Consider the following 13203-nt stretch of genomic DNA (forward strand, 5'->3'; position numbering starts at 1 on the left):
TGATACTGCTAACCTGCAAGAGATTCGGGAGGCACAGGCGCTTGGCGTTTTAGATGGAGTTACAACCAATCCATCCCTGATGGCGAAAGAAGGAATTACAGGTAAGGACAATATTATGCGTCACTACAAAGCCATTTGTGACATTGTTGATGGAGACGTAAGTGCCGAAGTAATATCAGTTGATTTGGAAGGAATGATCCGCGAAGGTGAAGAGCTGGTGGAGATTGATGATAAAATCGTGGTCAAAATCCCGATGATCAAAGAAGGTGTGAAAGCACTGAAGTATTTTTCAGGTAAAGGAATCCGCACCAACTGTACCCTGATCTTCTCTGCTGGTCAGGCATTGCTGGCGGCAAAAGCAGGAGCAACTTATGTATCTCCATTCATCGGTCGCCTGGACGATATTTCTACAGACGGCATCGGCCTGATCGAGCAAATTCTTACGATTTACAGAAACTACGGGTTTGATACCCAGGTACTGGCTGCATCAGTTCGTCACCCGATGCACATTATCCAATGCGCAGAAGTAGGCGCTGATGTAATGACAGGCCCGCTAAGCGCAATGGAAGCTTTGTTGAAACATCCATTGACAGACATAGGTCTTGAAAAATTCCTGGCCGACTACAACAAGGGTAACTCCTAAAAAATCGTTTTTGCATTATTATGACTGAGTCTTCGGAGCCGATAATTGTACTCGACCAGGCGGATATTTTCCAAGGTGACCGGCCGGTACTGAATGACGTACATTTTGAGATTAAAAAGGGAGAATTTGTTTATCTGATCGGTCGGACCGGCAGTGGCAAAAGCTCACTTTTAAAAACTCTCTATGCGGATTTGTGGCTCCACACCGGGTCTGCCAAAGTAGCTGGGTACGAGCTTCACAACATCAAGAGAGCAGATATACCTTTCCTGCGTCGCCGGATCGGAATTGTGTTCCAGGATTTTCAGCTCTTATCTGACCGTTCAGTAGAGGACAATCTTTCGTTTGTACTCCGCGCAACCGGCTGGGACAATCAGGCAAAAATTTCGAAACGCATTGCGGAAGTGCTCATGCAGGTCGGACTAGGTACTGCGCAGAAAAGAATGCCGCACCAGCTTTCCGGTGGAGAGCAGCAACGTATTGTAATTGCACGCGCAATGCTCAATGAACCGGCAATCCTCATCGCCGATGAGCCTACTGGTAACCTCGACCCGGAAGTTGGCGACCAGATCATGAATGTGTTCAGGACAATCAATAATGCAGGTACCGCCATTTTAATGGCAACGCACAATCACGATTTTCTTAAAAGATTTCCAGCCCGCGTTTTGAAATGCGAAAACGGGAGCGTGACGATCAGCTGAGTTATATCAGATTAAAAACGAAAAGCGGGCAGAGTTTCAAACTCTGCCCGCTTTTCGTTTGCTGCCTTTTGAATTACTTATTTCGCTGTCATATCAATAATCGGAATGATCATTTCTTCCAAAGAAACTCCCCCGTGCTGAAAGGTGTCTCTGTACAGGTTGACGTATTGGTTGTAGTTATTCGGGTACGCAAAGAAGTAATCTTCCTTCGTGAATACATAGGAAGTTGATACGTGCGGTTTTGGCAGGAAGATGCGCTCCGGCTTGCGGCAGACCATTAAGTGGTTATCGTCAAATCCCAGGTTTTTTCCGTGTTTGTATCTCAGGTTGGTATTTGTCTCGCGGTACCCGATAATCTTCACCGGCTTTTGCACGCGGATCATACCGTGGTCAGTAGTCAAAATTAGCCTGCATTTCTTCTCTGCCACCTTTTTAATAAAATCCAAAAGGGGAGAATGCTGGATCCAGGAGCGCGTAATTGAACGGTAAGCGGCCTCGTCCGGCGCCAGTTCCTTGATCATCTGCACGTCCGTCCGGGCGTGTGAAAGCATATCTACGAAGTTATAGACAATTACATTCAGCTGATTATTCAGCATGTTGTTGAAATTGTCAATCAGCGATTTGCCCTGGTTTGTATTAAGGATTTTGTTGTAAGAAAACTTGATGTTGTTGAAGTGGTTCATTTCCAACTGTTTTCCCAGGAAGTCCTGTTCGTGGTTGTTCAGCCCCTCTTCGCCCTCAGGTGTATTTTCGTCACTTACCCACCATTGCGGGTGCTTGCGCTCCATTTCGCTCGGCATTAAGCCCGAGAAAATTGCATTCCGTGCATATCCTGTGGTAGTGGGCAGAATGGAGGAGTAGGAAGATTCTTCCTCAATGTTGAAATACTCCTGCAAAATGGGCTGGATCATTTTCCATTGATCATAACGGAAATTATCAATCAGAAGAAAAAAGACAGGCTCGTCGGAGTTTTTAAGATGTGGAAATACCTTTTGTTTCATCAATTGATGCGACAAAATGGGTTTGTCTGATTTCGGATCGTTCAGCCAGTCTTCATACTCATCTTCAATGAACTTGCAGAAGTTCGCATTTGCTTCACTTTTCTGCATGCTGAATACTTCTGCCATTCCCTGATCTTCGGAGTTTTCAAGCTCCAATTCCCAGTAAATCAATTTTTTATAGATGTCAGCCCATTCTTCATGCCCGATCCTGTCCTGGTACTGCATTGCCAGACTTCTGAATTCCTGCTGGTAGCTCAGGGTTGTTTTTTCGGTAACCAATCGTTTGTTGTCGAGAATCTTCTTAACTGACAACAGGATCTGGTTAGGATTAAGCGGTTTAATTAAATAATCATCTATTTTAGAGCCAATTGCATCCTCCATAATGTGCTCTTCCTCACTTTTGGTAATCATTACCACGGGAAGATTGGGCTGCTGCTGTTTGATCTGGGCGAGTGTTTCAAGTCCGGTCATACCCGGCATCATTTCATCCAGAAAAACTATGTCAAACCGGTCATTTTCAATGCGGTCCAAAGCATCAGCGCCACTGTTTACAGGAGTGACATTGTAGCCTTTGTTCGTCAGGAACATGATGTGCGGTTTGAGAAGATCTATTTCATCGTCGGCCCAGAGAATGTTATATTGCATAAGCTTGTTTTTTCAATGATAATTAAATTGTAATGCCTTAAAGGGTAACGGGACAATCAGAAAGTGTGGTATAAAAATACCCGTTTTAACATATTTTTAGAATTCACACCTGAGTGTATACGTTGGCAATACGGGTACAAAACGCATACCAAGAATGCGGTTTTCGGCCGGTTACAAAAACTTTTTGGTAATACGTTCCAGGTCGTCGGGAGTGTCGACTCCGTGTGAATCGTCAGACGTAATTACTGCTCTTATCGCGTAACCGTTTTCCAGCCAGCGCAGCTGCTCCAAAGCCTCCGCCTTCTCCAATGCAGACACTGGTAGTTTGGTGATTTCAGCCAGTACGTCGGCGCGGTAAGCGTAAATTCCGATGTGTTTGTAGAACGTATGTGCTGCCAGCCACTGGTCTTTTTCAGCATTGCGGAGATAAGGAATCGTCTGCCGGCTGAAATACATGACTTCGTCTTTTTTGTTCAATATAGCTTTCGGCACGTTTACATTAAACAGAAGATCTTCCTGGTCGATAACTTTTACGAGGGTAGCGAGCTCGGTGCGGTTGTCAAGTACCCCGGCAAGCTGGTCGATCGGTTCTGGACTGATAAAAGGTTCATCGCCTTGAATGTTAATAATATAGTCAAAATGGCCTTCGGTTTTGGTAAGTGCTTCATAGCAGCGATCGGTGCCACTCTGGTGAGATTCAGATGTCATGACAGCAATCCCGCCGAAGCTTTTTACATGATCCATAATCCGTTCGTCATCAGTGGCAACGATCACCTGGTCCAGGCGGGCGGCTTTGGATGATTGTTCGTAAACCCGCTGGATCATACTTTTACCCCCGATATCCACCAGGGCCTTTGCAGGGAAGCGGGTAGAGGCATAGCGGGCGGGAATGATTCCTAATATTCGCACGAGGTCGTTGGTTTGATTTTTGTCAATTCTGTTCCAAAATAAAGCTAAAAATTGCAAAATACTTTTTCATACCGCTTTTCCAAGAATATCTGGCGCATCCTTCCTGATGCAGATCCGGCCAGCTCACTATGGGCTGTTGAGCTGCGTGACACGGAACAAAAAGTTGCATCGGTTGCGGTGATTGACACTATACAAAAATCCGTGCAATGGGAAGGTATCCCGCTGGGAATGGACTGGTGGTCGTCCGTAACTGCATACTCTTACAGCCGGTTTTTCCTGCATCATTACAGGTATCCCGATCTGCCGGAGCCGACGGATCTCTCTGCATTCTCGGCAGCAGATGGTGCGCATTTATGGGATTTGCCCAATCATTTGCTGGTCAAAGTGGCTGATCAAAACCGCATTGAAGTTGCCGCCAAAGCCGGGAGCGGGTTCAGCTACCATTTGTGCGACGCAGGCTCAGGCGCGTTGCTGCCACACGAGGAAATTGCGGCAGTTGGCGAGGATCAGGTAATTTTGGAAGAACCTGTTCGTTACAAAAAAGGGAATGTATTTTTCGATAAACTGGCGTCCTTTATTGAGGAAATAACTGGCGGGCATCAGCCCATTAATATCGATTATTTGGAGAAAAGGCCCTTTATGATCTTTTCTTATTATATTTACCATCAGGATAAAACCGTGCAATATCTTCTGATTATCACTACCAAAAGAGAGCTTGTTTTACACGAAAAGCTATCAGAAGAACGAGAAGGAATAGGCCGCTCCACAATGATATTAAAAGCATCAGCACTGATTTATCTTAAAAATAATAACGAGTTTTCGAGTTTAACGCTTTCATAATAAATGAAATACATTTTTTGCCTGACTGTTCTGGCAGGTATTTTTTCAGGAATGATCAGTGCCCGGGCTGCGGGGAATGTAAGGATTGATTCAGTAGGAGTTGAAAGGGTAGGAGGAAAGGTGTTTGTGTTGCACAAAGTAAACCAGGGACAAACCATGTTTGCGGTTGTGCGGCAGTATGGCACTTCTATCCAAGCCCTGCGTGAAGCCAATCCCGGCATGAGCGATCAGATCCAGTTTGGACAAACTATCCGCGTACCTTATACGCCGAAGGTCAGCAAAAAGGAAGCTAAGAAAGAAGAGAAAAAAGAGGAGAAGAAGGAAGAAAAGAAAGAGGAAAAAAAGGAGATTAAACCTGCTGCCCCGGCCACAGCTGCAAAGCCTGATACCACACCATCTACTACCTCTGCACCCACCGCCGGATCAGCTGTTTCGGTATCTCCCAATGGAAAGCACATCGTTGAGCCAGGACAAACACTTTACCGCGTTGCTGTAAAATATGGTGTTTTGATGGCAGATCTTCGCAAATGGAACAACCTGACAGATGATAACTTAAAGGATGGTCAGGAGCTGATTGTAAGTGAAAAAGGCGCTGAAAAGGCGGTTGCGGCAGTTGCACCTCCTGCGGCACCGAAAGTGACGAGCACGACAGTTGTGAAAGACTCTGTAAAAGCGAAAGCGGCTGTTCCCGAGAAGGTAGTTAAGCCTGTGGAGGAAGTAGTGGAAGCGCCGAAAGTAGTTAGAGGGAAAAGAAAATCGGAATCCGGGCTGGCAGAAGTGATCGAGACGGACGAAAGTACCAGTAAGTTCCTCGGCTTGCACCGCAGTGCGCCCATTGGTGCATTGGTAGAAGTATTGAATGAATACAATCAGGAGAAAATCATTGTCCGCATTATCGGACGGATACCGGACACCAGCGTTAATGATGATATCGTTATTAAGTTATCGTCACGCGCCTTTGAAAAAGTATCCCCTAACAGCAAGCGTTTCAGAGCAGTTGTAAGTTACCTGGAATAGTTTTGTTATTAATCCCCACATGAAACATTCACCCCAATTCCGTTCGAAGAGAGAAGAGGAAAGAGAAGCCCTGAAAAATACGGCTGGATACAAAATTTGGAGCGTTATGTTCACATTGCTCTATCCCTTCATCGCAGTTTTTACATTTCTTTTTTCAGGAATAGTCATGTTCTTCTCTGGTATTTCCCGTGTGCTGGCTTACCTGTTTGGAGGAAGCCATGCAAAGCATTGAAGTGCCCCATTTATCTCCCTACATCATTGATTTATTAGAGGAAAAAGTAGCGCAATATAACAAGCCCGACTTTATCTCCCTCGATCCGGTCAGTATCCCACACCGATTTTCCGTAAAGCAGGACATTGAGATCATGGGCTTCTGGGCGGCGGTACTTGCCTGGGGTCAGCGTAAAACGATCATCAGCAAATGCCTGGAACTGGCTTTGCTCATGGATAATGCGCCTTACGATTTTATCCGGAATCATCAGGATAGTGATTTAAAACCTTTTCTGGATTTTAAGCACCGCACGTTCAATGCAACTGACACGCTTTACTTCCTTCATTTCTTCCAAACTTACTACCTGCAGCACGATTCGCTGGAATACGCATTCAGCAAGCACATCAGCGCTTCGAATGAGACCATCGAGAATGCGCTGATTGGATTTCACAACATGTTCTGCGAATCGGAGCACTTTCCTTCGCGAACTGCCAAGCACATTGCCACACCAGCGCGCAAATCCTCGTGCAAGCGATTGAATATGTTTCTCAGATGGATGGTCCGGAAAGATAATCATGGCGTGGATTTTGGTATCTGGAATAACATTCTGCCTGCACAGCTGGTATGTCCCTGCGATGTGCATGTAGACCGCGTTTCAAGATTCCTGGGCCTTATCAAAAGACCTAACACTGACTGGCAAACTGCATTGGAACTTACTGCTTCATTGAAACAACTGGACCCTTCAGATCCTGTAAAATACGACTTTGCATTGTTCGGGTTAGGGATTGAAGGCTTTGCAAAGTAGTGCTACATCTTCATTGTTAATAATTATTTTACTCACTACTTGCGATTCCGTTGGTTCATTGTGAGCAACCTGTGGATTATCATTTTCTTATATGAAAGTTCTTGTGAGAAGATTTGCAGGCGCGAATGCGCTTTTCAAATTCACTAAAACTGTAAGCAAATGAAAAATATCTACAAATCATCCTGTGCCGTTCTGATTGCGGCCAGCGTATTTAGCAGTGTTTCTGCACAGACAACCTCCTACGGTTCACAATCAGGTAAGCAAGGTACTGACGGCACCTACATTGGAATTTGGGCTGGTTACTCCACAATTGGCGAGCATAATACGTTTGTAGGCAGCCTTTCCGGTTATGGAAATGAAGGGGGAAACCAAAATACTGCGCTAGGCAGCAGGTCTGCCTACTCGAACACGCATGGCAGCGAGAATACCTTTTTGGGTTATTTTTCCGGCAAAGCAAATACAATTGGCAGCTGGAACACCTTCGTAGGCTCAAAGTCTGGCGCCAGTAATTATGCAGGATTGCGTAATACTTTCGTGGGTGTGGAAGCAGGCGGCAAGAATTACTCGGGTAATGAAAACTTGTTTGTAGGTTGCAGGAGCGGGTTCTTCAACACCAGCGGAAATTACAATTTGTTTTTAGGCAATGGCGCAGGGGAATATAACTCCACCGGTCACTACAATGTTTTCATAGGCCACGGCTCAGGAAAGTTCAATACGACAGGTCTGGCCAATACCCTCATCGGATACGACGCTTCGGGAACTGCGAATGTAACGTATGCCACTGCAATTGGCGCTTCCGCGAAAGTGACCCGGGATCACAGTATCGTGCTCGGAACAATTTTCGACAATGTGGGTGTGGGTGTCGAAGCGCCCACTTACAAGCTGCATCTCAGTACTTCTTCCGCAGCTAAGGCCGGTTCTTCATCCTGGATCATTGCTTCTGATCAGCGTCTCAAAAAAGATATTTCAGCGTATGCGGAGGGGCTTGATGTATTGAAGCAGATCAAACCAGTCTGGTTCAGCTACAATGGAGAGGCAGGGTTGCCTACAAACAAGAAATTCGTAGGTATCATTGCGCAGGATGTGCAAAAGGTCGCACCGCACATGGTAGGTACATTTACCTACCAGGATTCACTTGGTAACAAAACGGAGTACCTTGATTACGATGCCAATGCGCTCACCTACATGCTTGTAAATTCCGTGAAAGAGCAGCAGCAAATGCTGGATCAGAAAGATGAGGAAATCCGTCAGCTGACTGCTGAAACTACTGAATTGGCAAAGCGGCTCACCCAACTTGAACGCATCGTTGCTTCCAATACAACCCGGCCGCTTACAAATCCTGCCGCCAGAACCAATGATGTAAATGAAAATGGCGTAATCCTGGAACAGAATTCACCGAATGGATTTTCAGGTACTTCTTCGATCCGGTTTTTTATTCCGGAGACGATCAAAGATGCAGTACTGAATATTTACTCAACAAATGGACAGAAAGTACGCTCAGAAATTATCAAAACACGCGGAGAGGGCGCTGTACAGCTTTCTGCCCATGATTTTGGAACCGGCGTATTTGTTTACGATCTCGTAACAGACGGTAAGAGTAATGGAGCTAAAAAGATGATGGTGAGTAAATAGTACATTAAAACGTAAAAAGCCGGACTTCATTGAAGCCCGGCTTTTTGCGTTTTACTAATTAATTAACCTTATAAAGCAGCTTTGTCAAACCGTACTGATTCAACAGTAAATAGCGGCTTTCCTCCGGCATTTGGATTTTTGAATACAAAGAACAGCTTGTGCAGCTTCTGGTCTGCCGGCGCTTTTACCGGTATATTTACTTCCCCGGTTTTATTGATCACCGCCTCACCGACTTTCGGACCGGCAACACCGTCCAGACGCACTTCCAAAGTACCGCCGGCTGTAAATTTCTCATTGCTGCCGCCCGCTATCGCCAGGTTTGTAATACCCGACAGGTCGATGCCGTCAAAAGCGAAGAAGCTGCCATTTTTCGATCCCAGCACTACTTCCTTGCCGCCTTCAACCTTGAAATTAACAGTATGCATGGCTGAGTCAGCGAGTGAAGCTGTCAGGGTAGCAGGGCGCAATGCAAGGGTTTTTACACCTGTAAGTGGGCCCATTGTGCTGCTTCCTTTATCGGTATAGCTGGCCGAGATAATGTACGAACCATCTTTTTTCTTGGCTTCTGTTACGTAAGAGCCTTTTAACGGTTTTTTGTCAACAGCCTTGTCATTTGCAAGTGAAAGTATGTATTTCACCATATCCTCGATTTCTTCTGGCTTGTGCTGCGGGTGACCTGGCATCGCCTGCTCGCCCCAAACGCCGCTTCCGCCTTTCAGAACTTTGTCAGACAAGGTTTTAAGTGAATTGCGCTCTTTTGCATACTTCTTCGCAACTTCCTTGTAAGCAGGACCAATGGATTTTTTGTCAATCGAATGGCAGGCTTTGCAGTCGCTCAGTTCAATCAATCGCTTTCCGGTTTCAAAGCCTGTGTTTGCCTGGTGGCCCTGAGCGAGTATGGTTTTGTCAAAGCCTTCCAGATAGTTGATCGTTACAGTCACTTCATCCTCAGCTATTTTCTTGTTTGCAAGGCTGCCATCTTCTTTATCCGAAACAGAAACTTCGTAGTTAACGGGCTTGTCGTTCCAATAAAAGGATTTATTTCCCTTGATAGCTACGTCCACTTTCGGGATCGCATTACCAACTCTCACGATTACTTCCGAAGTATTTGAATTTCCTGCATTGTCAGTCACTTTCAACACTGCGGTGTATTCACCCGCTTTTGCGTAGGTGTAACTTGGATTAGCCACATTGCTTTTTGGAAGTCCTTTTCCAAAAGACCATTCATACCTGATCGGGTCGCCGTCGTAGTCGAGTGAGCCTTTTGAGGAAAAATTAACTTTCAATGGGGTAGCACCTGTGGTGTTGGTAGCAGAAGCTACTGCCAGTGGTACGCGGTTGCCTGAATTGTAAGTAATGTGTGACAAGCTTGCCTCGTCATTTTGAGCAAACCAGTTTGGCCCGTATTCCAATGTATAAAGCGAACCGTCGTTAGCAAACTGCATATCGATCGGGTGACTGAATTTTGTATTTGGCAAGAAACGGTCAATGCTCTTCAAATCACCCTGCTCGTTCATGGTAACTATGTTGATATAGTCACGGATCCAGTCGTAAGCGAAGAACTTCCCGTTGTAATACTCAGGAAACTTCACTTTACTGTCTTTAAAATCAGCTGAATAATAGACCGGCCCCGCCATTGCATTGCGGCCACCTTTGCCCACGATCGCCCCGAATTCAGGCGAGTCTGCATAAGGATAGAAGATGAATGCAGGATTAGCTGGCGGTAATTCTTGCAAGCCCGTGTTATGCGGCGAGTTATTGATCGGTTTCGCAGGATCAAATGGACCGTGTGAGGTACTGTCAGCAAAATTGAAGTCGATGTATGGCTTGTTGTCCGCAATGAAGAGAGGATAACCGTAATAACCTGCCTTTCTTGCCTGGTTTACTTCATCATAACCGCGTGGTCCCCTCTTCGGATCATCGAGAGAGGCGTCAGGGCCCACATCACCCCAGTACACATATCCATTGTGCTGGTCAACTGAAATCCGGTAAGGGTTCCGCGTGCCCATTACGTAAATCTCAGGACGCGTTTTCGGGTTGCCGGCTGGGAAGAGGTTACCTTCTGGAATATCGTACAGATTGGTTCCGCCTGGCATATTCGCGCGACGATCGCCGTAACGTGGTTTAATGCGTATGATCTTGCCTCGCAGCGAGTTTGTATTGGAGGAAGTATGCTGTCCGTCAAAACCCTCACGTCCAGGCCGCTCGTCGATGGGCCCGAATCCATTGGATTGGAATGGATTCACATCGTCCCCGGTTGAGAGGTACAAATTTCCTTTGCTATCCCAGGCAATGGACCCGCCCGTATGGCAGCAGTCCGTTCTTTTCACAGGAACAGTCAGTAAAACTTCTTCTGTGCTGAGTATCAGGGTATCTTTAACATCATCATATTTGAAGCGGGACAAATGCTGTGCAGTATCCGGAGCAGATGAAAGCGGCGAATAGTACATGTAAACCAGCTTGTTCGTCTTGAAGTTAGGGTCAATATTCAAACCCATTAAACCGTATTCCTGCTTGGTATAAACAGGTACCTCAGCCACGACTTTCACTTTGCCCGTTTTCGGGTTATACAGTTTAAGCTTTCCCTTTCTTTCAGAAAAGAGCACGCGCTGGTCTTCCAGCACGACCAGCTCGGTTGGTTCATCTAGCTTGGTAGCGAGCGTCTTTTTGGTAAAGCGGTTTTCTTCCGGTCTGGCCTTCGCAAAATCTAGCTTTTCGGCCATTGCCCATTTCAGGCCGCCAACGAAATGCTTTACAAAAACCGGATTTTCAAAAGTAGCATCCTCATGCCCGAAGTTGGTGTAAAACGATTTTCCGCCATCATATTCATGATACCACGACATCGGATGGTTATCGCCCATTTTCCCGTCTTTGTAAGACTTCTCGTCGATTTTAACCAGGACATTCACCTTCGGATTAAAGTTTTTAAAATCATAAAACTCATCCTTGATCTTCCATTTTTTCGGGAAGCCTGCCATCGAAGGGTGCTGATCGTTCACGACGTAAGCTTCGCCTTCCTGCACGTTTGGGTTGCCGGGGTGACTTGCAAAATAGGCGCCGGACAGCTGGTTGTACCACGGCCAGTCGTACTCAGTATCCGTAGCCGCATGAACTCCCACGTACCCGCCTCCTGCCTGGATGTAGTGTTCAAATGCCTCCTGCTGTTTATCGTTCAGGATGTTGCCGGTAGTGTTCAGGAAAACGACTGCTCCATACTTTTGCAGGTTCTTTTCTGTAAAAGCTGTTGCATTTTCGGTGGTATCCACAGCGAAGCCATTTTCCTTGCCGTATTTCATGATTGCTGCTTTCCCGGCGGGAATCGAAGAATGCCGGAATGCAGCGGTTTTGGAAAAAACAAGCACACGCTTTTCAGGTGTGACAGTCTGTGCCACGGACGCTAAACCGCAACAGACAAGGCCCATTGCACCAATTACTCGGAAGCGGTTCAGTAAGTTTTGATAAAGAATTTTACGCATTACAGATTTGGTGAACTGGTTATTTTTTTGTGTTGGAACTGCATTTACATTCTATTCAAAACGAAATAAAGCAGCAGGAATTATATGAAAAAAACCTCCCTTCCATAAGGAAGACAGGTTTTTAATATACTTGTACAATCGACAATTACAAACCTAAAACTTTGCGGTTGAACGCCTCGTCAGCGCCAGTTCCTGCAAAATCGTCAAATGCCTTTGTAGTTACTTCTATAATGTGGCTTTCGATGAAAGGCGCACCTTCGGCAGCACCCTGAACAGGCGACTTAATGCAGCATTCCCATTCCAAAACTGCCCAGCTGCCGTAATCGTACTGAGATAGTTTGGAGAAAATTCCGCCGAAGTCAACTTGTCCGTCACCCAGCGAGCGGAAACGACCCGCTCTATCGGCCCAGCCTGCAAATCCGCTATAAACACCTTGCTTACCAGACGGATTAAACTCGGCATCTTTTACGTGGAATGCTTTGATACGGTCGTGGTACAGGTCGATGAATTGCAGATAGTCAAGCTGCTGGAGTATGAAGTGACTTGGATCGTAGTTGATGTTAGCTCTCGTGTGTCCGTCGAGGTAGTCCACAAACATTTCGAATGTAGAACCGTCGAACAGATCTTCACCCGGGTGCAGCTCATAAGCTACATCCACGCCGTTTTCATCATATACATCGAGGATCGGTTTCCATCTTGCAGCTAGTTCTTTGAATGCAGTTTCTACTAAACCAGCGGGGCGTTGCGGCCATGGATATAAAAACGGCCAAGCCAATGCACCTGAGAAAGTGGCGCTCGCCGTAAGTCCTAGTCTGCGGCTTGCCTGTGCTACATATTTCAAATGCTGCGTAGCCCATTCAGCCCGTGCCTTCGGGTTATTACGAACTTCCGGAACAGCAAAACCGTCGTACATTTCATCGTAAACCGGGTGAGAAGCCACCAGCTGACCAATAATGTGAGATGCCAGTTCAGTAATTTCCAGCCCTTTGTCAGCCAATTTACCTTTCAGCTCGTCAGCATAAGTCTGCGACTCAGCGCATTGTTTCACATCAATCACCCGGGGATCCCAGGTAGGAAGTTGAAGGCCCTTGTAGCCAAGCCCCGCCATGTAATCGGCGATAGAATCTAATGTATTAAATGGAGCTTCGTCGCCGAGAAACTGCGCCAAGAAAATCCCCGGCCCTTTGATAGTTTTCATGTGTTTAGTTTTGAGTTAGTGAATTAGTGAGTTAGTGAATAAATGAGTGAGTTCGTGATTGAATTTATTACTTGATTGACTTTCTTGCTTTTGATAAAATTTTGATCAGCTCTTCGGCTTCTTGCATC

Annotated in this window: 10 protein-coding genes; 6 read left to right on the plus strand and 4 right to left on the minus strand. The window is 46.0% G+C overall.

Going from position 1 to position 13203, the window contains the following annotated elements:
- On the plus strand, nt 1-643 hold a 643-nt coding region (gene fsa, locus ACTIE6_RS04175), incomplete at its 5' end, for a fructose-6-phosphate aldolase (protein ID WP_439555430.1).
- A 20-nt stretch (nt 644-663) separates the two neighbouring features.
- The gene (locus ACTIE6_RS04180; RefSeq protein WP_439555431.1) at nt 664-1341 is read left to right on the plus strand and encodes a cell division ATP-binding protein FtsE; all 678 of its coding nucleotides are present in this window, start codon (nt 664-666) and stop codon (nt 1339-1341) included.
- Between the two features lie 77 nt (nt 1342-1418).
- Here ACTIE6_RS04180 and ACTIE6_RS04185 read toward each other — a convergent pair whose 3' ends face one another.
- Nucleotides 1419-2987: a PglZ domain-containing protein gene (locus tag ACTIE6_RS04185; protein ID WP_439555432.1), complete on the minus strand. Its 1569-nt coding sequence runs from the start codon at nt 2985-2987 to the stop codon at nt 1419-1421.
- Between the two features lie 171 nt (nt 2988-3158).
- Nucleotides 3159-3896, minus strand: a complete 738-nt coding sequence (gene kdsB / locus ACTIE6_RS04190) for a 3-deoxy-manno-octulosonate cytidylyltransferase (RefSeq protein WP_439555433.1) — start codon at nt 3894-3896, stop codon at nt 3159-3161.
- A gap of 51 nt (nt 3897-3947) precedes the next feature.
- Between kdsB and ACTIE6_RS04195 the strand changes: the two genes are divergently transcribed.
- The 4 genes from ACTIE6_RS04195 to ACTIE6_RS04210 all read left to right on the plus strand — a co-directional run bounded on the left by ACTIE6_RS04195 (nt 3948) and on the right by ACTIE6_RS04210 (nt 8401).
- A complete protein-coding gene (locus ACTIE6_RS04195; protein WP_439555434.1) occupies nt 3948-4736 on the plus strand; it encodes a DUF4905 domain-containing protein in 789 nt (262 codons plus the stop codon).
- Nucleotides 4737-4739: 3 nt separating this feature from the next.
- The gene (locus ACTIE6_RS04200; RefSeq protein WP_439555435.1) at nt 4740-5753 is read left to right on the plus strand and encodes a LysM peptidoglycan-binding domain-containing protein; all 1014 of its coding nucleotides are present in this window, start codon (nt 4740-4742) and stop codon (nt 5751-5753) included.
- Between the two features lie 218 nt (nt 5754-5971).
- Nucleotides 5972-6769 carry a TIGR02757 family protein gene (locus ACTIE6_RS04205; protein ID WP_439555436.1) on the plus strand — a complete coding sequence of 266 codons (798 nt, stop codon included), beginning with the start codon at nt 5972-5974 and terminating at the stop codon, nt 6767-6769.
- Nucleotides 6770-6928: 159 nt separating this feature from the next.
- On the plus strand, nt 6929-8401 hold the full coding sequence (locus ACTIE6_RS04210; protein ID WP_439555437.1) for a tail fiber domain-containing protein: 1473 nt from the start codon (nt 6929-6931) through the stop codon (nt 8399-8401).
- A gap of 68 nt (nt 8402-8469) precedes the next feature.
- On the opposite strand, the gene ACTIE6_RS04215 is transcribed toward ACTIE6_RS04210, so the two are convergent.
- Both ACTIE6_RS04215 and ACTIE6_RS04220 read right to left on the minus strand, forming a co-directional pair.
- Nucleotides 8470-11877, minus strand: coding sequence for a ThuA domain-containing protein (locus ACTIE6_RS04215; RefSeq protein WP_439555438.1), 3408 nt, complete (start codon nt 11875-11877; stop codon nt 8470-8472).
- Nucleotides 11878-12022: 145 nt separating this feature from the next.
- A complete protein-coding gene (locus ACTIE6_RS04220; protein ID WP_439555439.1) occupies nt 12023-13075 on the minus strand; it encodes a sugar phosphate isomerase/epimerase family protein in 1053 nt (350 codons plus the stop codon).
- Between the last annotated feature and the right edge of the window lie 128 nt (nt 13076-13203).

It is taken from the genome of Dyadobacter sp. (genome assembly GCF_051859145.1).
Lineage (GTDB): Bacteria > Bacteroidota > Bacteroidia > Cytophagales > Spirosomataceae > Dyadobacter.